Source organism: Cupriavidus sp. GW823-FHT07B10 (genome assembly GCF_058794355.1).
Map to the genome: position 1 here is coordinate 261,179 of NZ_JBXAGS010000002.1, position 23,105 is coordinate 284,283.

General features: G+C 61.4%; 19 protein-coding genes and 1 pseudogene. 12 read left to right on the forward strand and 8 right to left on the reverse strand.

Annotated features, from left to right (window positions below; translation table 11 throughout):
- Positions 1–5: 5 nt before the first annotated feature.
- The 3 genes from waaA to AC1Q6V_RS06065 are packed head-to-tail and all read right to left on the reverse strand — an operon-like array spanning position 6 to position 3,767.
- Positions 6–1,295 (reverse strand): lipid IV(A) 3-deoxy-D-manno-octulosonic acid transferase, encoded by a 1,290-nt coding sequence (waaA, locus tag AC1Q6V_RS06055; RefSeq protein ID WP_454751194.1) that lies wholly within the window; start codon positions 1,293–1,295, stop codon positions 6–8.
- Positions 1,295–2,401: a lipopolysaccharide heptosyltransferase I gene (waaC, locus tag AC1Q6V_RS06060; protein ID WP_454751195.1), complete on the reverse strand. Its 1,107-nt coding sequence runs from the start codon at positions 2,399–2,401 to the stop codon at positions 1,295–1,297. Before waaC ends, waaA begins: the two co-directional genes overlap by 1 nt.
- Positions 2,382–3,767 carry a phosphomannomutase/phosphoglucomutase gene (locus AC1Q6V_RS06065; protein WP_454751238.1) on the reverse strand — a complete coding sequence of 462 codons (1,386 nt, stop codon included), beginning with the start codon at positions 3,765–3,767 and terminating at the stop codon, positions 2,382–2,384. The genes waaC and AC1Q6V_RS06065 overlap by 20 nt, the downstream gene beginning before the upstream one ends.
- 274 nt (positions 3,768–4,041) lie before the next feature.
- On the opposite strand from AC1Q6V_RS06065, the gene AC1Q6V_RS06070 reads away from it, so the two are divergent.
- The 4 genes from AC1Q6V_RS06070 to AC1Q6V_RS06085 are packed head-to-tail and all read left to right on the forward strand — an operon-like array spanning position 4,042 to position 8,922.
- Complete coding sequence (locus tag AC1Q6V_RS06070; RefSeq protein WP_454751196.1) at positions 4,042–5,217, forward strand: glycosyltransferase family 4 protein; 1,176 nt, start codon at positions 4,042–4,044, stop codon at positions 5,215–5,217.
- Positions 5,214–6,539 carry a sugar transferase gene (locus AC1Q6V_RS06075; protein WP_058696738.1) on the forward strand — a complete coding sequence of 442 codons (1,326 nt, stop codon included), beginning with the start codon at positions 5,214–5,216 and terminating at the stop codon, positions 6,537–6,539. The genes AC1Q6V_RS06070 and AC1Q6V_RS06075 overlap by 4 nt, the downstream gene beginning before the upstream one ends.
- On the forward strand, positions 6,539–7,672 hold the full coding sequence (locus tag AC1Q6V_RS06080; RefSeq protein WP_454751197.1) for a glycosyltransferase: 1,134 nt from the start codon (positions 6,539–6,541) through the stop codon (positions 7,670–7,672). The genes AC1Q6V_RS06075 and AC1Q6V_RS06080 overlap by 1 nt, the downstream gene beginning before the upstream one ends.
- On the forward strand, positions 7,672–8,922 hold the full coding sequence (locus tag AC1Q6V_RS06085) for an oligosaccharide flippase family protein (RefSeq protein WP_454751198.1): 1,251 nt from the start codon (positions 7,672–7,674) through the stop codon (positions 8,920–8,922). Before AC1Q6V_RS06080 ends, AC1Q6V_RS06085 begins: the two co-directional genes overlap by 1 nt.
- A gap of 218 nt (positions 8,923–9,140) precedes the next feature.
- Here the strand turns inward: AC1Q6V_RS06085 and AC1Q6V_RS06090 are convergent, their stop codons facing one another.
- Positions 9,141–10,226, reverse strand: a complete 1,086-nt coding sequence (locus tag AC1Q6V_RS06090; RefSeq protein WP_454751199.1) for an MraY family glycosyltransferase — start codon at positions 10,224–10,226, stop codon at positions 9,141–9,143.
- A 537-nt stretch (positions 10,227–10,763) separates the two neighbouring features.
- On the opposite strand from AC1Q6V_RS06090, the gene AC1Q6V_RS06095 reads away from it, so the two are divergent.
- The 8 genes from AC1Q6V_RS06095 (at position 10,764) to AC1Q6V_RS06130 (ending at position 20,077) form a co-directional block, all read left to right on the forward strand.
- The gene (locus AC1Q6V_RS06095; RefSeq protein WP_454751200.1) at positions 10,764–11,789 is read left to right on the forward strand and encodes a glycosyltransferase; all 1,026 of its coding nucleotides are present in this window, start codon (positions 10,764–10,766) and stop codon (positions 11,787–11,789) included.
- Positions 11,789–12,949, forward strand: a complete 1,161-nt coding sequence (locus AC1Q6V_RS06100; RefSeq protein WP_454751201.1) for an FAD-dependent oxidoreductase — start codon at positions 11,789–11,791, stop codon at positions 12,947–12,949. The genes AC1Q6V_RS06095 and AC1Q6V_RS06100 overlap by 1 nt, the downstream gene beginning before the upstream one ends.
- Complete coding sequence (locus tag AC1Q6V_RS06105; RefSeq protein ID WP_454751202.1) at positions 12,946–13,734, forward strand: NAD-dependent epimerase/dehydratase family protein; 789 nt, start codon at positions 12,946–12,948, stop codon at positions 13,732–13,734. The genes AC1Q6V_RS06100 and AC1Q6V_RS06105 overlap by 4 nt, the downstream gene beginning before the upstream one ends.
- A complete protein-coding gene (locus AC1Q6V_RS06110) occupies positions 13,731–14,567 on the forward strand; it encodes a sugar phosphate isomerase/epimerase family protein (RefSeq protein WP_454751203.1) in 837 nt (278 codons plus the stop codon). The genes AC1Q6V_RS06105 and AC1Q6V_RS06110 overlap by 4 nt, the downstream gene beginning before the upstream one ends.
- Positions 14,564–14,920, forward strand: a complete 357-nt coding sequence (locus AC1Q6V_RS06115) for an EamA family transporter (RefSeq protein ID WP_454751204.1) — start codon at positions 14,564–14,566, stop codon at positions 14,918–14,920. The genes AC1Q6V_RS06110 and AC1Q6V_RS06115 overlap by 4 nt, the downstream gene beginning before the upstream one ends.
- A 21-nt stretch (positions 14,921–14,941) precedes the next feature.
- Positions 14,942–15,760, forward strand: a complete 819-nt coding sequence (locus AC1Q6V_RS06120; RefSeq protein WP_454751205.1) for a glycosyltransferase family 2 protein — start codon at positions 14,942–14,944, stop codon at positions 15,758–15,760.
- Between the two features lie 9 nt (positions 15,761–15,769).
- A complete protein-coding gene (locus tag AC1Q6V_RS06125) occupies positions 15,770–18,685 on the forward strand; it encodes a hypothetical protein (RefSeq protein WP_454751206.1) in 2,916 nt (971 codons plus the stop codon).
- A 303-nt stretch (positions 18,686–18,988) separates the two neighbouring features.
- The gene (locus tag AC1Q6V_RS06130; RefSeq protein ID WP_454751207.1) at positions 18,989–20,077 is read left to right on the forward strand and encodes a methyltransferase domain-containing protein; all 1,089 of its coding nucleotides are present in this window, start codon (positions 18,989–18,991) and stop codon (positions 20,075–20,077) included.
- 129 nt (positions 20,078–20,206) lie between these two features.
- On the opposite strand, the pseudogene AC1Q6V_RS06135 reads toward AC1Q6V_RS06130, so the two are convergent.
- The 4 genes and pseudogenes from AC1Q6V_RS06135 to AC1Q6V_RS06150 form a co-directional block, all read right to left on the reverse strand.
- Positions 20,207–20,469: pseudogene (locus AC1Q6V_RS06135) on the reverse strand (helix-turn-helix domain-containing protein); the annotation flags it as partial.
- Between the two features lie 100 nt (positions 20,470–20,569).
- Positions 20,570–21,445 carry a hypothetical protein gene (locus AC1Q6V_RS06140; protein WP_454751208.1) on the reverse strand — a complete coding sequence of 292 codons (876 nt, stop codon included), beginning with the start codon at positions 21,443–21,445 and terminating at the stop codon, positions 20,570–20,572.
- Positions 21,442–22,032, reverse strand: a complete 591-nt coding sequence (locus tag AC1Q6V_RS06145) for a histidine phosphatase family protein (protein WP_454751209.1) — start codon at positions 22,030–22,032, stop codon at positions 21,442–21,444. Before AC1Q6V_RS06145 ends, AC1Q6V_RS06140 begins: the two co-directional genes overlap by 4 nt.
- A gap of 19 nt (positions 22,033–22,051) precedes the next feature.
- The gene (locus AC1Q6V_RS06150) at positions 22,052–23,104 is read right to left on the reverse strand and encodes a glycosyltransferase family protein (protein ID WP_454751210.1); all 1,053 of its coding nucleotides are present in this window, start codon (positions 23,102–23,104) and stop codon (positions 22,052–22,054) included.
- Between the last annotated feature and the right edge of the window lies 1 nt (position 23,105).

Consider the following 23,105-nt stretch of genomic DNA (forward strand, 5'->3'; position numbering starts at 1 on the left):
CCGGATCAGCCTTCCAGCGCCGGGGCCAGCGCAGCGAGGGTGCGCACGGTGGCGCCCCGATGCAGACCCGCAAAGGTCTGCGCATGCGCGCGCATATCGGCCAGACGGGCCGGATCGGCCAGCACGATTGCTGCGGTGCGCATCAGCGCATCGGCATTGTCGACGCGCAGGCAAGCGCCCGCGGCAATCGCGTCTTCCGTCGCCTGCGCAAAGTTGAAGGTATGCGGACCGACCAGCACCGGCGTGCCGACCGCGCAGGCCTCGATCAGGTTCTGTCCCCCCAACGGCAACAGGCTGCCACCGATAAAGGCAAGATCCGACGCAGCAAAGTACATCGCCATCTCGCCCATCGAATCGCCCAGCACGATATCGGCAGTCAGCGGCGACTGGATGCCGTCAAGATCCAGTGCACTCCGGCGCTCGACCGAGAACCCCGCACGCGCCGCCATCGCGGCGACTTCATCGAAGCGTTGCGGGTGACGGGGGATCAGCAGCAGAGCGGGACGCGGGACATCGCCCGCCAGTGATTGCCAACGGGAGAACGCGTCGAGCAACATCGGCTCCTCTCCCTCGCGCGTGCTGGCGGCTGCCAGCACCGCACGCGTGCCAATGACCTTGCGCAACTGCTCGCCCAGCGCAACGTCTGCCGGCGCCGGCTGCATATCGAACTTCAGGTTGCCGGTTATCTGCACCGCCGGCACGCCCAACGCCTGAAAGCGCTCGGCATCACCCGCCGTCTGCGCCAGCACGCCCGCAAAATCCCCATACATGACCGCCGCAGCACGCCCAAACCGCGCCGTGCGCCGGAAGCTGCGCGGCGACAGGCGCGCATTGACCAGGAACAACGGCACTCCGGCCTTGCGCGCGCCGCGCACCAGGTTGGGCCACACCTCCGTCTCCATCAGCATGCCCGCCTGCGGCCGGAAGTACCGCATGAAACACCCCACCAGCCATGGCAGGTCATACGGCAGGTAGCACTGCAGGATGCGCGGCTCCTTGCCGAACAGCTGCGCACCGGTCTGGCGGCCGGTCGGCGTCATGTGCGTCAGCAGCAGGCGGTGGTGCGGATAGGCGCCGAGCAGCGCCTCGATCAGCGGCTGCGCGGCGCGGGTCTCGCCCACCGACACGGCGTGGACCCATAGCCACGGACCTTTCCGGGGCAGGCTGCCGTATATACCCAGGCGTTCGCCGACATGCTGCAAGTAGCCCGGCTCCTTGCGCGCACGCCAGGCCAGGCGCAGCAGCGCCAGCGGCAGCACCACCACCCACAACATGCTATAGAGCAAACGCAGCATCAGGCAGCCACTCCGCGCACGCGGCAAGCCGCGTCGTAGACCTCATCGACCGATGGCACCACGCCGTCGTCACCGACATTGGCGATGCGCCCGGACCAGTAGCCCTCAGTCTTCCAGCGCCACGTGGCCGTATAGATCTCTACCGTCGGCCGGCACAATGCCGCGGCGATATGGACCAGGCCCGTATCGACCCCGATCACCACCTCGGCCCGGTTGATCAGCCCGAAACCCTGCATCACCGAGAATCGCGGCAACACCCTCGCCTGCGGCACACCGGCAGCGATCTCTTCGGCAGCCTGGCGTTCCTTGTCATTGCCCCACGGCAGCAACATCACCAGTCCCTCATCCGCCAGCCGCCTGCCCAGCGCATGCCAGTTCTGCACCGCCCATTTCTTGCGCGCGCCAGCGGTCGCATGGAAGCACACGGCATAGCGCGCAGGCAGATCGCCCCACAGCGGATCGTCCACATGCAGCGACTGCGCGGCAGGCCCGAAAAACTGCGGCGGCTCCGCCGGCACAAGCCCGGTCAGCGCAGCGCCCAGCAAGCGCGAGCGCCGCACCGAATGCGTCTGGCGCGGCACACGCACCGGATCGGTGTATAGCAGCCGCGCCGCCGGCTCATAGCCGGAGCCCTGCGTGGCATTGCCCAGCCCGATAATCGGCGCACCGGGCGCCCGCGCGGCCACGCGCGCAACCACCGCGGTCTTGAGCAAACCCTGGCTCTCGATCACCGCGTCATAGCGCTCCTGGCGCAGCGCGTCACGCACCTCGCGCACCTCGCGCCAGGTGCCGCCCTGCAGGACGCGCTTGCGCCAGCGCCGCAGCGCAAACGGAATTACCCGGCGCACCTCCGGCAACAGACGGACAAGCTCGACATAGCCCTCTTCCACCACCCAGTCGATCTCGGCGCCCGGCCAGCGCGCGCGCAGATCATGCACCAGCGGCATGTTGTGCACCACGTCACCGAGCGACGACACCTTTACCAGCAGGATGCGCGGCCGTTCCGGCAGTATGAAAGGCACCGCGGCCGGCGTGGGCTGCGCCACACCGGCCGCGTCCGATGATGCCGCCGGCACCGTCGCGCGCTCAGAACGGGAGCTGAGCATCCGGCTTCTCTGCCAGGATCACGCGCTTGAACTCCGCCTGGATACGCGCCAGCGCGGCGTCGTTATCCGCCTCGAAACGCATCACCACCACCGGGGTGGTGTTGGACGGGCGTGCCAGGCCGAAGCCATCGGCATACTCCACGCGCACGCCATCGATGGTGATCACCTCACGCGCCCCTTCGAACTTCGCGTTCGCCTTGATCTGGTCCAGCAGCGTGAACGGCTCACCCTCGGCACACTTGAGCTGCAGTTCCGGCGTGTTGTTGGCATTCGGCAGCGCGTTCAGCACCGCGCTCGGATCCGCGTGGCGCGACAGGATCTCCAGCAGGCGCGCACCCGTGTACAGGCCATCGTCAAAACCGTACCAGCGATCCTTGAAAAACACGTGGCCGCTCATCTCGCCCGCGATCGGCGCGCCCGTTTCCTTCAGCTTGGCCTTGACCAGCGAATGGCCGGTCTTCCACATCAGCGGCTCACCGCCGTGCTCGCGGATCCAGGGGGCCAGTTTGCCGGTGCATTTCACGTCGTAAATAACCTGCGCGCCCGGATTACGCGACAGGATCTCTTCAGCGAACAGCATCAGTTGCCTGTCCGGGAAAATCACCTGACCGTCCTTGGTCACCACGCCAAGGCGGTCGCCGTCACCGTCGAAGGCCAGGCCAAGCTCGCAGTCCGTCTCGCGCAGGGCCTTCATCAGATCCTGCAGATTCTCGATATGTGCGGGATCAGGGTGGTGGTTCGGGAAATTGCCGTCCACGTCGCAGAACAGCTCAGTCACCTCGCAGCCCAGGCCACGGAACAGGTCACCCACGAAGGCGCCGGCCACGCCGTTGCCGGCATCCAGGGCAATCTTCATGGGACGCGCCAGCTTGACGTCGCTGATAATGCGGTCGAGGTACTTTTGACGCACATCGACTTGCTTGTAGGTGCCGGCACCGCTGCTGAACTGGCCCGCTTCGATCCGCTGGCGCAGCGCCTGGATCTGCTCGCCATAGATCGCCTTGCCGGCCAGCACCATCTTGAAACCGTTGTAGTCCGGCGGGTTGTGGCTGCCGGTGACCATGATGCCGGAGGTCGGGCGGACGCCGTCGATCTCGATGTTGGTGGCGAAGTAGACCATGGGGGTGGCTACCAGGCCGATGTCGATCACGTCCAGGCCGGCGGCGCGCAGGCCTTCTACCAGGCCGGAGATGAGATCGGGGCCGGAGAGGCGGCCGTCGCGGCCTACGGCGATGGATTTTTCGCCCAGTTCAGTCGCCGCCGAACCGAACGACAGCCCGATCTGGCGCGCAACGTCGCGCGTGAGAGTCTTACCCACGATTCCGCGGATGTCGTAGGCTTTAAAAATGGTGGGATCGATTTGCATGTGGCTTCCTGTATCGCGTTCCGGCCGCACCGCACTTTCAAAAACAGAAAATGCGACGCACCAAAGGGTGCTATTTTGCCGGATTGCGGCATCCCCGGGCGGTATAATCGCCGCATTATCACGGATGGACACAATTTTCGGAGTCTGTCCTACATCGAGCGGTGCCCTGTCCGCCGCTCCTGGGCCGCTCCCCGTTTGGGGCGCCATGGTTGCCGGCAGCAATCTGCCCGGGCACCCGGCAACCTCCCTCACAGCTTGCATTGCCCTGTGACATATGGCGGCCGCGACCCGGCTACAGACGTACAGAACCTTGAGACCAACTGCCCAGCCTTCGCCACGCCCTCGCATCGCCTATCTGATCACCAATTCGGAGATCGGCGGCGCGCAGTCGCATGTCGCCGACCTGTTGCAGTCGATGGCGGGCAAGGCAGATACCGTCCTGCTGGCGGGCGGCGACGGCCCCCTGTTCGATATCGCAAAACAGGCGGGTGCCCGGGCCATCCGGCTAGAGCGGCTAGACAACGCGCTGTCCCCGTGGCGGGCGATCGCTGCCCTGCGCGAGTTGGTCAAGGCGCTGAAACAGGTCGCGCCCGACCTGATCCATGCGCATAGCGCCAAGGCCGGCGCGCTGGGCCGCATCGCCGGATTCCTGCTCGGCATACCTGTCATCTACACAGTCCATGGCTTCGCGTTCAAGCCCGAGGCTCCGGCGCGCCAGCGCATCGCTGCGCGCGTGGCGGAATGGATGTTGGCGCCGCTGACGGCGCGCGTAATCTGCGTGGCGGAAGCGGAGCGGCGGCTGGCAAAGGCACTGCCCTTGCCGGCTGATCGAATCGCTGTCGTTCCAAATGGGATAGCGGATACCATTCAGCGTGCCACGCTTGAGAATCCGATGCGCCGGATCGTAATGGTGGCACGCTTTGCGGCGCCGAAACGGCCCGATGCGGTGATCCGGGCGTTTGCGAGATCCAGCCTGCCCGATTGCGAACTCGTTCTGGCAGGGGATGGTCCGGAGCGTGAGGCTATGCAGCAGTTGGCCGAGGCCATCGCGCCCGGCCGGGTCTCATTCCCAGGCAGCGTGACAGATATCGCCGGACTGTTGGCCACCGCCCAGGCATTCACGCTGGCCTCCGACCATGAAGGCCTCCCCCTTTCCGTGCTGGAAGCCATGCGAGCCGGGCTGCCGATCATCGCCTCTGACCTGCCCGGAATCCGGGAACAGCTGGAAGATGGCAAGCATGGCCTGCTGGTCAACCACCATGACGAATCCGCATTGTCCGCAGCCTTCGAGCGCCTTGCCGGCGAACCCGCCCTCCGCGCCAGCCTTGGCCGCGCCGCCCGCCAACGCTGGGAACAACTTTTCGGCCTGAAACGGATGGCCGACGCCACATGGACCATCTACCAGGCCGCGCTCCCGACCCCGCCGCGCGCGACGCGAGTGCCGACATGATGCATTCGACCAAGACCGACGCCCTGCCCCGCCATACGGTCCGCCGGCGCATCGCCGGCTCGGAAACCATTCGCCGCATCAGCCGGATGCTGGCATGGGCGGCGCTGGGACTGGCCTTGTTTGCAGTCAACGCGGCGCTGGCGGAGCTGGCCCATCGGGCCGGGTTCGTGACCCATGTGTTCACGCGCACGCTGCTGTGGTCGATCGTGCCGTATCTGGCCGGTTTCATGCTCCTGCATCGCTCACTGCACCTGCCGGCGATGGAAGGGAACAGCCTTGTCGGGCTGGCCGCCACGCTGCCATTCGTGGCGCTTCTATTCGTCTTCGCTGCATTCCATATCGAATACTCCCGCGGCGCGATGCTGCTCGCCTACATCATCACGCTGGGTTGGACGTGGCTGGGCTACCGCCGTTTCGTGCAGAACTACGTTCCGGTGTTCGGCTATACGGACCCCCATGCGCTAGAGCAACTGGACACCATACTGACCATACCCGGTGCAGCACGAGCTGCGCACATGCGATTCGAACTCATCCGCTCACTGGAGGACGCCGAGCATTGTGACGGGCTGATGCTCGACCGAAGCGCCACGGCAGACCCGGAGCGCACCCGGCAACTCGCCCGGTACAAGATGAGCGACGTGCGGATGTATTCGGTGGAGCGCGTTGGCGAAATGCTGACCGGAAGAGTTGGGCTGTCCCACATCGATGAGAACTTCCTCGATGACTACGCGGCCCATTACCTCTACGGTTATCTCAAGCGAGCCGTCGACATCCTTGGCGTGCTTTGCCTGGCACCATTCGCCCTGCCCGTCGGCCTGGCCGTGGCATTGGCGATCCGGCTGGAAACGCCAGGCAGCGCCATCTTCCGCCAGTCACGCGTGGGCCTGTTCGGCAAACCGTTTGTCATGCTCAAGTTCCGCAGCATGGGCGTCGATAAAAGCGCCCCGGCGCAGTTCGCCGCGCAGCGCGATCCGCGTGTCACGCGTGTGGGCCGCATCATCCGCAAATACCGGCTCGACGAGATTCCACAACTGTGGAACGTCTTGATCGGCCAAATGAGTTTCATTGGACCCCGGCCGGAGCAGGTGCCAATGGTCGAGCAGTTCTCGGAAACGATTGCTTACTACCCCTACCGTCACCTGGTTCGTCCCGGGCTATCCGGCTGGGCGCAGGTACAACAGGGATACGCCGGTAGTCATGAAGAAACCGTGACCAAGCTGAGCTACGACCTGTACTACGTCAAGCACTGCTCGCTGGCACTGGATATGCTGATCGCGGTGAAGACAATGCGTACGCTATTGACAGGCTACGGGGCCCGCTGATGGCGAATGCAGGCAGTCATGATTCGCAACGGCCATTGCGCATCCTGGTGATCACCACCGGGCTCAAGCTAGGTGGGGCCGAGCAGCAAATCGCCGCGCTTGCCGGAAGCTTCCTAGCCCTTGGGAACGACGTTGCCATCCTGAACCTGACCGCCGGCACGGAAGTGGATCTGCCGCCAGGCATCCCCGTGACCGAACTTGGCATGCGCAAAATGCCGGCGTCGATGCTCGCTGCGCTGCGCAAGGCACGACACATTATTCGCCAGTGGCAACCGGACGTGATCCACGCCCACATGATCCACGGCAACCTGTTTGCTCGGATGCTCGCACGGACTTGCGCGATGCCGCCAGTCATTTGTTCCGCCCATAGCGCGCGCGAAGGCGGCAGGCTGAGCGCCCTCGCCTATCGCGCGACGGACCGTTGGTGCGACCTCACCACCCATGTCAGCGAAGCGGGCAGGCAGGCCATGATTGCGAGTGGCGCGGTGCCAAGCGGCCGCGTGATCGTGATGCCCAACGGCATCGATACCAATCGCTTCCGGCAGGACGATGCCTCGCGTGAGCGCATGCGCCAGGATCTTGGCCTCAATGCTGAAGAAGTGCTGGTGCTGAATGTTGGCCGGCTGGTGCCAGAGAAGGACCAGGCCATGTTGATCGAGGCATTCCGCGAGGTGTATCGCAGGCTTCCGAGGGCCAGGCTGATGATTGCCGGCGACGGACCGCTGCGCGCCAAACTCGCAAGCCAGATCGCAGATTTTGGATTGAATCAAGCCGTGCTGCTGGCTGGCGCAAGGAACGACATCCCTGAGCTATTGCGCGCAGCCGATGTCTTTGTCCTGTCATCGCGCATCGAGGGCATGCCGCTGGCCGTTGGCGAAGCCTTGGCCAGCGGTTTGCCGGTAGTCTCGACCGCAGCGGCCGGTGTGGCCGAACTGGCAGGCGATGTCGCCACGATCACACCGGTTGGCGACGCTGCAGCGCTGGCCAGGGGCCTCGCGGCCGCCATCGAGGAACTGCCCGGCACCCAAGCTCAACAGCATCGACGCCGACAGCGGGTGATCAACAGCTTCGACATGGCCGCCGTCGCACGGCAATGGCTGGCGCAATACCACCAACTGAAGGAAGCCCGTTGATGCGCCGCAAAGTTGCCGGCAACTTGCTTTGGATGCTCGCTGACCGCGGGCTTCAGGTCGCGGTCGGCATCGCAGTAGTCGGCATGCTGGCGCGCGCGCTTGGTACTGAGGGCTTCGCGCATTTCCAGTATGCGCAATCGCTGGTGTTCATCGCGGCCTCCATTCCATTGATCTGCTCCGCCGAAGTCGTGGTACCAAGGCTCGTCGCCCGGCCGGCCCCGGAAGCCACCCACGCGCTGCTCGCCCACGCCTTTGCGATCCGCCTGACCGCAGGCCTTGCCGGCTATGCCCTGATGTGCGCTTACCTGGCATTCACACAACAGCCGGCAGACACGTGGATCCCCGCAGCCATCCTCGGCACGGCCATCATGCTGCGCGAACCCTTCGGCGTGGTCATCGCTTGGATGCAGGCGCGTACGCACAACCGGCCGAACGTAGTCTTCAACCTCATTGCACTGGCTGCGAAGGCTGGGCTGGTCGGCACACTGTTCTTTACCGGCGTCAACCTGGTGCCTGCGTATGCGACAGCATTTGCCATCGAACCGCTGATTGCCGCTGCGCTGCTAGCCTGGTACTACCTGTCGCGCGCGCCGCGTACCGTACCGACCCGCGACACGTCGCTGACCCGAGACCTGGTACGCGATGGGACGCTGTTCTGGGTGAGCTTCATGCTGATGGTGTGCGCGCGACGTGCGGACCAGCTGATTCTCAAGCCGTACGTGCCACTTGCAGAGCTGGGGGCGTATGCAGCGACCATGCAAGTACTGGATAATTTTTCAGCTATCGCTACGATCCTGGCGGCCGGGGTTGCGCCGATGTATGTGTTCGGCCAGCAATCGGTGGGAGCGGCACGACGGAATGTGCTGCGCGTAACTGGCGGCATTGTCGCAATCGGGCTTTGCGGGGCAATCATCCTGGCACTTTGTGCTGAATGGGTGGTTCAGTTGTTGTACGGGCAGGCGTTCGGTGAGACGGTCGTGCTGCTGCGGCTGGCAGCGCTGGCGTCGACGCTGATATTTGCGGATGTTGGATTGGGTTTATTGCCGGTGTATCTGCGCAAGCCACGGTGGGTGGCAGTGAAGTGGGCGCTGGTGCTCGCAACAACAGTAATTGTCGACCTGATTGCTGTGCCGCGTCTGGGGGCACGTGGGGCGGTGCTGGGTTATGCCGTGGCTAATGCTGTTGCATTGATTTTTGGGTTAGCGTTGGTGCTTCGCACGCGCCCTGCTACTGCTATCGTATCGGCATAAGCCAGTCCGGAAGCGCTTCTTGGCTGGCAAGAGGCACGCCCACTGGCGTCGCCTCCAGTGACTCTTAAGTATCTCTTTCTCCGCGCGGCCTGTGCCGCCCCCGCTATTTGCTTGGGTTCCTTGAAGGAGCTGCAACTTAACACGTACTTGCGCAGGGTCTCTACAGCTCATCCGTCTCGCTCTAGCACCATTCAGCAATGAACGGAGTGAATGTCGGATCAATAGGATTTGCGCGTCAATCTAACCACAATACGACGGCCTACCCGTATTAAGCGCCACGCATTGCGCATGATCATCAAGTGAACAAGGACTAGCCCAAGAAAGAGAATAAATAGTGTTTGCTCGGAATATCCTGCTTTCCATCCATATACGCCGCAAAACCCAAATATAGCGTTGCTGGCCAAGATGACCCAGACAATTGCGTCAGGCCCTAACCCTAGTCTCAGCAGCACGTGATGAAGATGAGTCCTATCCGCCGCCAGCGGGTTCTTGCCCTTCAGTACCCGCCGCACAACCACAGTGAAGAGGTCAATCAGAACAAATCCAAGGACCCATAACATCACCACAGGAGGTATTTGTCGATCCGCGTTATAGCTACGCTGCGAGAGAAGAACCGCGAACCACACTATACTGAACCCCAGCATCAAACTACCGGCATCCCCCAGGAAGACCTTTTTTCCTCCCCGAAACGGATTCTTCATATTGAACAAGAGAAAACCAAGAATGGCGCCGCAAAATATTACGCACATGCGTTGAGCGGCACCATTATCGATCTGCCCTGCCAAATATGCGAACCACGCAAATGTAATGGCGGCTAGCCCTCCCGCCAAGCCATCCAGACCGTCACACATATTCATGGCATTAATTACGGCGACGGCTGCAAAGAGTGTCAGAGGAATTCCCCAATTACCCAGTTCAATTTCTCTGCGACCAAAAATATCTCCAAGCGTGCCAAGATAAATTCCACCCCATGATGTCATCAGAATGGCCGCCAGCAACTGAGCTCCAAGCTTCGCCACCGGCGACATTCCCTTCATATCATCGATGACCCCGACAATTGCCAAGAGTGTCAAGCCCCCCAAGAGGGCGACATAGTACCCGTGAGAGCGCATAAACAGCATCGCACCCGCCCACACGGCGATCGTGATTGCAATTCCGCCCACTAAGGGTATTTCGCCATGGTGACGCTTGCGCGAGTCGGGCCGATCGACCAACCCGCCTACAATTGCCGCCGGTCGCAATGCGACTACCGCGATGACCGTGGCCAACAGCGAGAATAGCGGAACCCAAAAAAAATCAAACATTTAGAAAACCCGAATAGATCCTGCACAGCCTGCCTGTCCGGCACGTGCAGAGCACGCCCGGAGCATGCCTCTAGCAGGCCCTTCTGTAGCTTACCCTGCTCACTGCAACGCTCGCTCGCTGCCGCGATAGGTGAAGAATTGTCGCAGGGCACGAGCTTAGCCGGAAGTTGGGCGCGATTGTGCAGGACTATATACTACGCGCAGCGCATCCTGTGTTCCACGGCCGTGCCTTAGGCCTCCTATCGCCTACAACCGGCACGGAGCCTTCCCCATAACCATGGCATTAACGCCCACAATATCTGCTTTGCATGGCCATTAAGTGCCCACAGGCCAAAGGTGAAGGCAACGGGCCCCGGTTACAGTTCGACATACACTTAACAGGCTGTTGCAAGCAGCAGCCACTCCAAGACTGGCAGCGGAGTCGGTGGCCTGGGGCGCCGAGGTGATAGCCATATCCCCGCACACCGATTAAAATATCGCGATTCTTCAGGCCTTGGCTGTCGACACGTGACTCGCTGCGATCAAGAGAACAGGACTTTGCCCTATTTCCCCGTATTTATTTCCGTTCTCTTCGTGGTGCGCAACGAAGCTGCGCAGTACGAAAAGATCCTCTCCGAAGCATCTGCGGCGATTGCGCCACTTGTGAGCGACTATGAGCTGATCGTGGTCGACAACGCATCGACCGATGACAGTGTCCAGACCCTGAAAAGCCTTTCGGGAGAAGGCGGTCTTCCCAATCTGCAGATCTACGCGTTGACCAAGGAGGTCGACACAGACACGGCCGCATGGGTGGGCCTGGAAAATGCCCTCGGGGACTTCGTCGCCGTTGTCGATCCGTTTGTGGACGACATTGCCTTCCTCCCCGAAATGCTCGACAAAGCTGCAAGCGGCGCGGATGTCGTCTTCGCGACGAACAAGCAGAAACCGGCGCAAGGCCTGCTGTACCGCGGTGCGTTCGGTGTGTTTAACGGCCTGTTCAGATGGTTCAGCGGGGTGGACCTCGCTCGTGAGGCACCACAATATCGACTTCTTAGCAAGCGCGTCATCAACTTCATACTTCAGCACCGACAGCCGGCGCTAACCTATCGCCATCTGCCTGCCACTGGAGGCTTTGCGCGCGCCAACCTCGCGTACAGCGCCGCGCCCCGGCAAGCGCCTCGCAAGCGTCTGGGCAACAGCATCGATCGGGGCATGCGACTGCTGGTCTCCACGACGCGCGCGCCGATGCGGCTGGTGACGGTCTTGTCGCTGTTCGGCGCGGTCGCCAACCTTCTGTATTCGGCCTACGTTGTCGTGATCTGGCTCTTCAAGCCCGACGTCGCGCCAGGATGGATCAGCCTTTCGCTGCAACAGTCAGGCATGTTCTTCCTGATTTCGCTGGTCCTGCTGGTGCTTGGCGAGTACATCCTTGATATGGCGACTGCCTCCAACGAGGGACCTCTCTACCACGTGGGACAGGAATTCACGAGCGCGCGCATGACGCGCAACGAGAAGCTAAATATCGAGGTGGTAGCGTCTGTACCGTCCGAGAACCGGACTGCGAAGCCGCAGCAGATCACCTGATGGCCAGTGTGCGCACCATTTACGATGCGGTCATCATCGGCGGAGGGTTTTACGGCGCAGCCATTGCCGTCTATCTCGCGCAGCAGCGTGGGCTGAAGCAGATCCTGCTCGTCGAGCGCGAACCGGCATTGCTATCTCGCGCCTCCTATAGCAACCAGGCGCGCGTCCACAACGGGTACCACTATCCGCGCAGCTTCACGACGGCCTACCGGAGCCGGATCAACCTTCCACGCTTCGTCCGTGACTGGCCGCAGGCGGTCAAGCAGGATTTCACCAAACTGTATGCGATTGCCCGGCGCAACTCCAAGGTCAGCTCACGCCAGTTTCAGCGGTTCTGCCAAGAAATCGGCGCCCGGATCGAGCCTGCCGGTCCGACGCTGCGCAACCTGTTCGCACCGCGGCTGATCGAAGATGTATTCCTTGTCGAAGAGTACGCGTTCGACACTAGACGGCTCGCGGAATGGGCACGTCGTGAACTAGAGGAGCACAACGTTGAAGTCTGCTGTGAGACCGTGGTCAGCGCCATTTCGCGCAGCGACCCCGGACTCTGCGCCGTTGAAATGCATGACCGCGCGGGGAACGAACGCGTGGTCAAGAGCGCCAACGTCTTCAATTGCACGTACAGCGGACTGAACCAGTTTGGCGGAGACTTCCCGGGCACCCGGACGGAGCTGAAGCAGGAAATCACGGAGATGGCGCTGGTGGATGCGCCGGCCGGCCTGAAGGATATCGGCATCACTGTCATGGACGGCCCATTCTTCTCGATGATGCCCTTTCCTGCGCGCGGCTTGCATACACTTTCGCACGTGCGCTATACCCCGCATCTGCATTGGGACGACTGTGGTGGTGTCAGTCCCTACGACCGACTCGCGGCATATGACAAGGCCTCACGCGTAGACCGCATGATTCGCGACGTTTCGCGCTATGTTCCTTTGGTCGCCGAAGCCCGTCATATCGATTCGCTGTTCGAGATCAAAACCGTCCTGCGCAAAAACGAGGGGGACGATGGCAGGCCCATCCTCTTCGAAAAGCACGCGGAACTGCCTGGCTGTTATTCGATCCTCGGCGGCAAGATCGACAACATCTACGACGTCCTTGAAAGACTGGATGACGAAACACTCACTCCGGCCCCCGCCTCACTGAGCAAAAGCAACACATGAACAATGCACTGATCGGCTTCACGGGCTTCGTTGGCACGACGCTTCTTAGGCAAGCCCCTTTCGAGGCCTTGTACCGTTCGACCAATATTGGCGAGATCGATGGCAAGAACTTTGACACGGTGGTCTGTGCCGGCGCGCCCGCTCAAAAATGGATCGCAAATCGCGAGCCGGCAGCAGACCGTGAAAAAATCGAAGCGCTCATCGCCCACCTTCGCACGGTCTCATGCAAGACGTTTGTCCTGATCAGCACTGTCGATGTGTTCAAGACGCCGGTCGGCGTCGACGAAAGCTCGCCGGTGGATAAGAGCGGGTTGCATGCCTATGGCCTGAACCGCCTAATGCTCGAGGAATTTGTCGCCAGCCATTTCGCGAACCATCTGATCGTCCGCCTGCCTGGGCTGGTCGGCCCGAGCCTGCGCAAGAACGTTATCTTCGACTTCTTGAACGACAACAACCTGCACGCGATCGACAGCCGCGGCATCTTCCAGTTCTACCCGATGGTCAATCTCTGGTACGACATTGAAGTCGCGTTGCGCGCGGGCCTGAAACTAGTTCACCTGACCGCCGCACCAATCAGTGTCGCAGACGTGTCGGCCCAGGGCTTCGGCAAGCCGTTCGAGCAGGTGGTGGGTGACAATGCCGCCCGTTATGACTTGCGCACGCGCCACGCGGCAGTGTTCGGCGCCTCGGGCGCATACCAGTATGACCAGCGTGCGACGCTGCAGGCGGTCCGTGCATACGCCCAGTCCGAGCCGCGCACCTTGAAGGCCGGGAGCGGAGCGTGAGAATCGCTATCTCGAACATCGCCTGGGATGTCTCCGAAGACGAGTCTGTGGCGGCGCTGCTGCACAAGTTCGGCGTCGACGCGATCGACGTAGCCCCTGGCAAATACTTCCCGGATCCTGAACATGCGCGCGATGCCGACATCGCGCGGGTGCGCGATCAGTGGAAGGCACACGGGATTGAACTGACCGGCATGCAATCGCTGCTGTTCGGCACTTCTGGACTCAATATGTTCGGTTCGTCGGCAGCGCGCTCGGCGATGCTGAATCGCCTCGCCGCTGTAGCACGGATCGGCGGCAAACTGGGCGCGACCCGACTGGTATTCGGCTCCCCAAAGAATCGGGATCGCGGTGCCCTTGACGATCGTGAGGTCGCAGAGATTGCCGTGCCATTTTTTCGCGAGCTAGGCGACATTGCACATGGCAACGGCGTGACATTCTGCCTCGAGCCCAACCCGGTGTGCTACGGCGCGAATTTTATGACGACCAGCGCAGAGACCGCGAGCATGGTGCGGCTGGTCGCCCATCCGGCTATCCGCATGCAGTTCGACACGGGATCGCTGGCCATCAATGGGGAAGCCCCCGCCGACGTGCTGGAGCACAACGCCGATCTGATCGGTCATGTCCACGCCAGCGAGCCCGAGCTGGTTCCGCTGGGTGATGGCCGGACCGACCATGCCGCCATGGCTGCACAACTGGCCACGCACCTGCCCGGACACGTCGTCTCCATTGAAATGGTAGCGACGGCGAACGAGCCGCACCTTCCAGCCATCCAGCGCGCGCTGGCGACGGCCCAACGCTGGTATCGGCAAGCACCAGGAGTCCAATTCGCATGAAATGGCTGATTCTGATTCTAGGCATCGCCAGCAACGCATCGGCCAGCGTACTGGTCAAGATGGCGATGATTCCGCCCCGCAGATTTCCCTCGCTAAGTGAACCGCTAGCCGCCTTCGCCAACTGGCCATTCTGGGTCGGCCTCGGCCTGTATGGCGCAGCCTTTCTGCTCTATGCCGCGGCGCTGGCCCGGCTGCCGCTCAACGTCGCCCACCCCGTCCTGACATCGGGAGCCGTGGCAACTGTAGCCACGCTTTCGGTGCTCATCTTCCGCGAGCCTTTTCACTGGACTACCGGCGCGGGCATCCTGCTTGTCATCGCGGGCGTCGTCCTGATCACCGCCAAGGTGGCCTGACTGTTAACCATGACCCGAACGATGAAATCTGAAATCCCTTCCGACACGCGAGCAACTTGGCAAGTGCCGACGTACAACGTCGCGATGTGGGAGGGGCGACACCACCCCTGGTGCGTGATCATTCCGGTGATCAACGAAGGCGAGCGCATCCGCACCCTGCTCGCGCGGATGTCGACCCTGCGGATCGCGGACATCGCGGACATCGTCATCGTCGACGGCGGAAGCACAGATGGCTCGCTTCAGCACGAATTCCTGCGCAGCCAGGACGTGGCGGGACTTATCGTCAAGACCGGCGCCGGCAGGCTGAGTGCCCAGCTGCGCTGCGCATACGCGTTCGCGCTCGATCAGGGCTATGACGGCATCGTGACGATCGATGGCAACGACAAGGATGATCCCGAGGCGATTCCGCGTTTCGTGGAAGCGTTGAAGAACGGTGTCGACTTCGTGCAAGCGTCGCGCTTCCTCGTCGGTGGCCTCGCCGAGAACACGCCGAAATCGCGAGACCTGGCGATCCGCTTCATTCACGCGCCCGCGCTCAGCCTGAGCTCAGGCTTTCACTGGACAGACACGACCCAAGGCTTCCGGGCCTACAGCAGCCGTATGCTTCTCGATCCCCTCGTGGCCCCGTTTCGCGATGTCTTTTCGGGCTACGAGCTCCTCGCCTACCTCTCTTACCGCGTACCGAAACTGGGCTATCGGTGCCAGGAGCTCGCGACGGTGCGCCGTTATCCCAAGGGGGAGGTTCCGACCAAGATCGGCGGCATGCGGGGCAATCTGAAGCTTCTCGAAGTCCTGTTCCGTGCGTGCACGGGCCACTACAACCCTAAGGCCGTCTCGTAAGTGACAAGCGTGTCGACCCCACACCCATCGTTTCCACAAAAGGCCGCAGCGATCCTGTCGGCTTCTGCCGTTGCCGCCGCGGCGCTGTCGACTGCCCTAACCTTCAAGAACACGACCACATATTCCGACTTCATCGTCGGCAATGCGGCATGGCACGCGAACACCAAGGTGCAGGACCTGATGGCACCGCCGATCGCGATACTTGCGTTCATCGCCACGCTGTGGAGCATTGGCGCGCTGCTGCGCAACCAGGAATCCAGGCACGGCCAGGGCCATGCGGAAGCACTCGCCGGCCAGTTCCTGCTATGGACGCTTCCGTTCGCCATCGCGGTCGGTCTGCTAGCCGTCGGCTTTCCCGCAGATCCCAACCTGATTCGGATATCAGCCGGCGGCGTGATCGCACTTGCGACGATATACGGCTGCAGGCCTCGATGCACCGCGCAAATCTCGCCGGCTACTGCCGGTGCGCTGCTGTTGGCGGGCGTGCTGATGGCTACGCTGCCGCTCGCGGCGGCAGTCGTTCGTGGACGATTCTTCGCTCCGGAAATTAGCGCTGACCAGCTCGCCTTGTTCACGAAAATTTCCCAGGCGCTGATGTGGGCAGGTCTGGTCGCAGCTGGCGCGCTCGCATGCCTCAGGCGCAGTTGGGCGGAGCGGTGCCTCCCGTTTGCCGCGCTTGCCGCGCAGATGGGAACGGCGACGCTGATGGTGCTGCTGATTCCCGCAGGCTGGATCACGGCAAACGGAACCGGGAGCGGTTACCACACGGACCACCGGCTCGATATCCTGGTCGCCGTGCTCATCGCATGGGGGGTGGTGGATGCTGTCGTGCGCGCCTTCCGGTGGCGAACGTCCGTCGATGCAAACCCCGGCGCGCTTTGGTCACCTGTCGCTCTGTTCGGATTGCTGGTGGCGATCAAGTGTGGCATGACACAAACGCCGCTTGTGCCGGCTGATGATTATCACTTCGGCGAGTATCTACTCGGATGGTGGTCCTACCTTCACGGCGCGGTTCCCTATATCGATTACATTCCGGCGCACGGCATCGCGGAAGACGATCTGCGCGGCATCGTGGCGGTGCTGTTCTACGACGGTACCGCTGCAGCCATCGGCGACGCCAGCCGTCTGGCCGGTGCCTTGCTGTCTCTCGTCGCCTATCTGTGTATGCTGCGTTTCTCGCGCAGCCTGCCGCTGGCGTTTGTTGCAACGCTGATCATTGGCGACCGCCTTCCATGGTTGTTTCTGACGCCATTCATCTGCCTGTGGTGCAGCCCGACGCTGTTCGCCCGCCCGGCGCGCTGGCTGGCATGCTGGCTGCTGACGGTGCCGGTCGCGATTCTTGGACTCCCTCCGCAAGCCAGTCTGCTAGTTGCCGGATCGGCGCCGCTGGTGGTATTTGCGATGTGGCGCTGCTGGAAACTTCCGGAGCAGCGTGAATGGAAATACCTGGTACCGGCACTTCTCCTGCTCGGACTCGTGACACTCGCCACGCCACTAGTGGCGATGCTGCTCGGCGCCGCCCGGTATGTCCTTGAGAACGGCCCGATCAACCAGGTCGCCTATGGGATTCCCTGGCAGGCAAGCTGGAACGGCGGCCCGCGCTCTGGCCTTTTGTATGAGCTTCTGCGCGGCTCCTGGGTGCTGACACCCTTGTTCGGGCTCTGGCTGATGCTCAGTGCCCGGCGCGACGCTACCCTGCGCTGGCAGATCCTCCCGCCCGCGATCGTGCTCGTAGTCTTCGTGCTGCTGCTCATTCCCTACTCGATGGGACGCATCGACGCCAATGATCTGTCGCGGCCTGGCCGCGTCGCCATTTTCAGCTGCGCCGTGCTGCTCCCGATCCTGCTCTGGCGCGCAGGTCGGCCCGGTCTGCAGGGCAGTGTGCTGGTGCTGGCAGCAGTCATGGGGAGTGCCCTTGGTTTTGGCCCACTCACAGTGACGCCACTGTTCGCGGCCTCGCCCTCGCGAATTTGGGTGGGGTCGCCTCGGGACGGTGCATCGGTGGGGCTACCCAATCTCGGTACCGGGATTGTCCGGGACGACCAATGGCAGCGCTTGACCGAGCTGCGGGAGCGTGTCGATGCTCGGATTGCGCCCGGCGAGCGCTATCTCGACCTGACCTCGCGCAATGCACAGTACTTCTACCTGAATCGTCTGCCGCCACTGCCCGTCACTGCGGCCTACAATATGGTGCCTGGCCCGCAGCAATTACGCGCGGCCCGGATGCTTATGAGCAATCCGCCCGGGCTGGCGCTGTTTGAGGGAGACAACGTCGTCCACGACGGCGGTGGACTCGCGCTGCGCGACCCTCTGCTCTATCGCTTCATCGTCGCGCATTACGCGCCGGTCCAGGATGGTCGCTTCATCTTCGGCACTTGGAAGAGAAATGACAACACGGAGCCGACGCCGGCCGAGGTGACGCTACTGGAAAAGGCGTTTGCCCCGTCCGATCTGCTGAAGATTCCCGTCGCCTGGGGACGATCCGAGCACAGCTTGCAGCGCAAGATGACACTGGTCCGAAAACTCGCCCCGACGGTCGCAGGCACCTCGGTGAAAAGCGGCGCTCCGGCCGTCGTGCATGGACAGGACACCATCGCGCTGCCGCTTTCCCCTGCGCTGGCCGGCAAGTCTGCAGGTCTTCTGCGCATGCGCTTTGCGTGCATCGGCGCCAACGCGCCGCCTCGCCTGCGCGTACGCTGGTCGACGGATACACTAGGCGCTGACGCCGCGGCCAGCGGACTCGTGTTCACGGCTGACGAAGGCATATTGATCGTCCCGCTCGACGCGTCTCCCCGCTGGCTGACCGCGCGGGACATCACGGGCATCCGGATCAACCTGGAGAATCCGGATGCCTGCAAGGATGTCTCGATCGACGATGCCGGACTGTATCAGCGCAACGACGTGGCACACCTGCCGCAATCCTGACGCCCGGCAGCCAGCCCGGAGGTAGCACGATGCCGCATGCGCGCATCACAGGCCATGCGTCCTGAAGCACGGACGCATGCCGTCTCGCCGTTTCAAATGCATCGCCGAGCGCCAGGTCGACACGGCAACCATGACAGACGGGAACAATGAATCTTCGCGCGCCCGATAGACCTTCGCTGATACCGTTCATGCTGCTGTCCACCGGTGTTCGGCATTCCATGGTCCGGAAAAGAAAAGCCCGCGCGAGACGGGCATGAAAATGTGGCTCTTTGTTCGGCTATACTGCCGAAACCGGATCTATTGATGGCAACCATGAGCAACGGGCATAACGAAGTCCGCCGCGAAAAGCTTCTCGGTGGTTTAGTCTTGGAGTCGCAGCTTGGCATAGAAATCGGTGCTCTATGCCGACCAATTGTTAGGTCCGGGGACTGCAATGTCATCTATGTTGACCATGCCGATACCCCCACGCTCAAGCACAAATACAAGGACGACCCCAATGTGGACGTTGAGTCCATTGTCGATGTGGGTGCCGTATGGGGACAAAACACCCTACATGATGCCATCAGCGGCAAATATGTTGACTATGTGATCGCCTCACACGTCATTGAGCATGTCCCGGACTTGATCGGATGGCTTCGAGAACTTGCATCCATCTTGAGGCCCACTGGCGAGGTTCGACTCGCTGTACCAGATATGCGCTTCACTTTCGACCGCCTGAGAAGAGAAACGCAACTCTCCGATGTGCTGCTCAGCTATCTGGTCAAAGCCCGCGTTCCGCAACCCCACTCAATGCTGGACTTCACATTGAGCGTGATCAAGGATGATTGTGCTGACGTTTGGAGCAATTCGGCTGCCGCCAGACCGGCCAAGCTGTATAACTACTCTGATGCAATCTCGCTGGCGATGGACATAATGGAGAACGGCCATTATCACGACATCCACTGCTGGGCTTTCACTCCCGCATCCTTCGCACAACTCATGGCACAAATAGCCGACGCCGGCTTGATCGACTTTGCATGCGAAGGTTTTCAGGATACGGCACTTGACCAAAACGAATTTTTCGTCAGGCTGCGCCGTTCAGAAAACCCTTCCTACATCGCGAACACCTGGCGAGAAATGCAGAATGCAGCTATTAAGGCCGGCCCCGGGATGCAACTTTGGAAACTGCGGCGCGCCATTGGTGCGCGCCTCCGGAATTTCGTCCCACGTCGCACTCCTGGTGTACCTAGCGAGATGGATGCCTCGCATGTGCTCAGCGTTTCGTCTTACTTTGACGCTGCCGCATATTACGAGGCGAATCCCGACGTTCTGGCTGCTGGCGTTGATGCCGCCGCACATTATCAATACCACGGGTGGCGCGAGGGAAGACCCCTATCACCAGTGGCACTCTGACAGACTTCAATCATGCAGACGGCACTGGTAGCGCCGCCTGAGTTTGCAAAGATTGAGCGTTATAAGACGCTTTCCCTCGCGCATCCGTTGCATCCACCTGGCCAAAGGTCGGCCGATCCTTCGGATCCGGCCGGCGTCATGCAGTTCCCGAAGCAGCACCGTCGCCGGAATCCAGTCCGGGCGCGCGGCGGCGACACGCTCGGGCAGATAGTTCTTAAACGGGTCGAGCTTCGTCGGGCGTGGCTCGCGCTGCCTGTAACGGCCAGCCTGCTCGTCGCGCAGATAGCGCCGTACGGTGTTGCGCGATAGACCCGTTTGCCGCGCTATTTCCCGTACCGCCGTACCCGTCTTGCCAATACCTTGATTTCCACTGCTTGCTCCTGAGTCAGCATCGGCGGCAAAAAAGCCGCCCTCCTCTCCCAGGTGGGTCAGGATTACTTCGGCGGGTGAGTCATTTTTACATCGGCGCTAACACTTATCTCGCCAAATCGGTCACGTGCTCTCCACCACGCGCCCTGTATGCGGATGCGGCCGTGTCGCAAAGTAATCGAAGAAATGCTGCTGCCAAAGGCTGCAGGCAAGATCCATGCGCGTCTTCAACTCCGGCGTGAAGGAGCCATTCCTGTCGGCGGCATCTATGTCGTCGCGCATGCGCTGAAGAAGCAAGCGCTCGAATGAATTGACGCAATATGACTCGACCTGCTCCTGATCAAACTCGTAAGCACGCGTTCTGAGCTCAGGATGAATCGCCAAATAGGTGCTAAGCAGCCGTTCAATCACGAAAGGCAGATACGGCGCCCTATCGGTATGGGTCGTTTCCTGCATTACGCCGAGTGCGGCGGTATGATCGGGCCGATCTTCTAGAAAACGAGCGATGGGCTCCAGCACGCCTCCCACGTACTGATCCCAGAAGGCTTGGCTACCGATCCAGAAATTGCAATAAGCCAGGGTACGGAAGTCATTGCGGGGAGCTTGACGCACGTCCATGCTCACGCCGCTCGCGTCAAGCAACGCTTGTGCGGCATCGACAAGCCCAGGATGTGCGTATTCGCCCTGCATCCAGACGTTGTAGGACCAGTAGGCGATTTGCGGGAATGGATTGATGAACACGACATCGACCGAATCGTTCTCTTGCACGAAGCGTAAGAAACGCTCCCCGGAAATCCCAGCCTTCAAGCCGAACTTGGGCGAGAAGAGCCCCATATACCGGTGGTGCCGATGCACGCCGTTCCGGTAGAGATCGATTAGGAGCTGGAATTCACGCCACTCGGGTCGTGCGTTCTCGAACCGGAGTGGCAGAAAGGCGGGTTCGACGAGTTGCACTCCTTCCGCGAAAACCGGTTCAAAGATCGCGATATCGGCGCTCATACGTGCCCAAGCCTCTCAACGCAGAAGCGATTCAGGTCCGCACGCCACCTCAAGTAAGTGAAAGAGGCATTGGGCACGGTGAAAGTCGGATAATGTGACTCGATTGGCACACCTAGCAAGTGCTGCAGGATGACGCTGATCGGCCCACCATGAGCGACCACGGCCAGCAGGCCGGTGTTTGCAATTCCGGCCATTACAGTCTCGTCCGTCCACGCGCGAACACGCACCGTCATGTCCCAATGCGACTCGCCGCCCTCATAGGTATTGCGGATATCGCGATGGAAATCGGGATAGGCGGAATTGAAGTCGCGCTCGAGCCACGTTCCAAAAATGCCGGGATGTGTTTCGGCCAGGCGCGCGTCGAATGCAATCTCCGCAGTATCGAACACCATCTCGGCAGTCTGTCTCGCCCGGCGCCAGGGACTACTAACAACACGCGAGGGCGCATAGTCGTACTGCGCCAGCGTTTTGCGCAAGCATTCCGACTGGCTTCGCCCCAGCTCGGACAACTCGTCCTGGTCATTGGAAATCAGCAGGCCATTGGCATTTGCGTTCGATTGGCCATGACGAATGATCAACAGGTCCATGCAGTCCTCAGTTACACCGTTATTGCGCACCGTACTTCAGCAGTTCCATGAACGTCCGCGCGGGACGCTCAAGTCCAAATCGGGCGCGCGTATCCGCATGCGCATTCTGTCGCAGTGCGTTTCGCAGAGTTTCATCTCGATACAACTCCTCCATCGCCTCGGACCACTCGCCCACGTTGTTCTCCACCAGCATCGCAGTCTGGCGGTGCGTGATCGCATCCTCGTAGACCGGCGTGCGAGAGTAGATTCCCGGGATGCCAAGGCTGCCATAGTCGATGTATTTGATACAGGATTTGCAGCTATTGAAGAACAACGCATCCGGATCCTCACGTCCGCCCAGAGGAACGATTGCGAAAAGATAGCCGGCATCGCGGATCGCGTGCTTATACCCGGTATTGTCGAGGAAACCGCGTGCGCGCAAACGCGGAATGCGAGACATTTCCGGAAAGCGGTCTCCCCAGAAATCAAGCTCCGCTTCCGGATGGCGCTCCATGAAGTCCGCGATGACCTGAAGAAAGCCCTTCTTGAAATGGACCAGCTTGATACCGTCTGTATTCGAAAAAAGGATCCGCGGCGGGCTAGCCTCCAGCCATTCGCCATCGGCACATGCGGTCGACTGATGATCGAACCCGTTAGGAATAATCACCACTGACGGCCGAATGCGCCTGAGGCGCTCCTGAAGAACTCGATTGGATACGGTCGCCACAGAAGCATGCCGCACCATCCACATAATATTAGCGAGCAGGTCATCGCTCAGATCGGTGACGCTGTACATCGGCAAGTCGATGATCCAGTCGTCCATATCGTAGATGGTCTTCAACCCGAGGTCGTTGGCCATCTTCATTATGTCGACTGCTCGCGTCGAGGTGTGCTTGTTGAAGAGCACGGCATCGAAGCGCCGCAACTGGCTGATCGTCACATCGCCTTCAACTATCTCTTCCCACTCGATCAGTCCTGCGTTATCCATGTAGGTCAGCAGCGGACCAAAACGTGCCGCTATCGACCGCGACATCAGCTTGTCGTGAGAGAGGGAGATACGCTGGACAACCAGTAGGCGAGGAATCCTGTCCATG

Excerpts from the sequence above, each read along its gene's own strand:
- waaA (WP_454751194.1), bottom strand. The coding sequence starts at position 1,295 with ATGCTGCGTTTGCTCTATAGCATGTTGTGGGTGGTGGTGCTGCCGCTG.
- waaC (WP_454751195.1), bottom strand. The coding sequence starts at position 2,401 with ATGCTCAGCTCCCGTTCTGAGCGCGCGACGGTGCCGGCGGCATCATCG.
- AC1Q6V_RS06065 (WP_454751238.1), bottom strand. The coding sequence starts at position 3,767 with ATGCAAATCGATCCCACCATTTTTAAAGCCTACGACATCCGCGGAATC.
- AC1Q6V_RS06070 (WP_454751196.1), top strand. The coding sequence starts at position 4,042 with ATGGCGGCCGCGACCCGGCTACAGACGTACAGAACCTTGAGACCAACT.
- AC1Q6V_RS06075 (WP_058696738.1), top strand. The coding sequence starts at position 5,214 with ATGATGCATTCGACCAAGACCGACGCCCTGCCCCGCCATACGGTCCGC.
- AC1Q6V_RS06080 (WP_454751197.1), top strand. The coding sequence starts at position 6,539 with ATGGCGAATGCAGGCAGTCATGATTCGCAACGGCCATTGCGCATCCTG.
- AC1Q6V_RS06085 (WP_454751198.1), top strand. The coding sequence starts at position 7,672 with ATGCGCCGCAAAGTTGCCGGCAACTTGCTTTGGATGCTCGCTGACCGC.
- AC1Q6V_RS06090 (WP_454751199.1), bottom strand. The coding sequence starts at position 10,226 with ATGTTTGATTTTTTTTGGGTTCCGCTATTCTCGCTGTTGGCCACGGTC.
- AC1Q6V_RS06100 (WP_454751201.1), top strand. The coding sequence starts at position 11,789 with ATGGCCAGTGTGCGCACCATTTACGATGCGGTCATCATCGGCGGAGGG.
- AC1Q6V_RS06105 (WP_454751202.1), top strand. The coding sequence starts at position 12,946 with ATGAACAATGCACTGATCGGCTTCACGGGCTTCGTTGGCACGACGCTT.
- AC1Q6V_RS06115 (WP_454751204.1), top strand. The coding sequence starts at position 14,564 with ATGAAATGGCTGATTCTGATTCTAGGCATCGCCAGCAACGCATCGGCC.
- AC1Q6V_RS06120 (WP_454751205.1), top strand. The coding sequence starts at position 14,942 with ATGAAATCTGAAATCCCTTCCGACACGCGAGCAACTTGGCAAGTGCCG.
- AC1Q6V_RS06130 (WP_454751207.1), top strand. The coding sequence starts at position 18,989 with ATGGCAACCATGAGCAACGGGCATAACGAAGTCCGCCGCGAAAAGCTT.
- AC1Q6V_RS06140 (WP_454751208.1), bottom strand. The coding sequence starts at position 21,445 with ATGAGCGCCGATATCGCGATCTTTGAACCGGTTTTCGCGGAAGGAGTG.
- AC1Q6V_RS06145 (WP_454751209.1), bottom strand. The coding sequence starts at position 22,032 with ATGGACCTGTTGATCATTCGTCATGGCCAATCGAACGCAAATGCCAAT.
- AC1Q6V_RS06150 (WP_454751210.1), bottom strand. The coding sequence starts at position 23,104 with ATGGACAGGATTCCTCGCCTACTGGTTGTCCAGCGTATCTCCCTCTCT.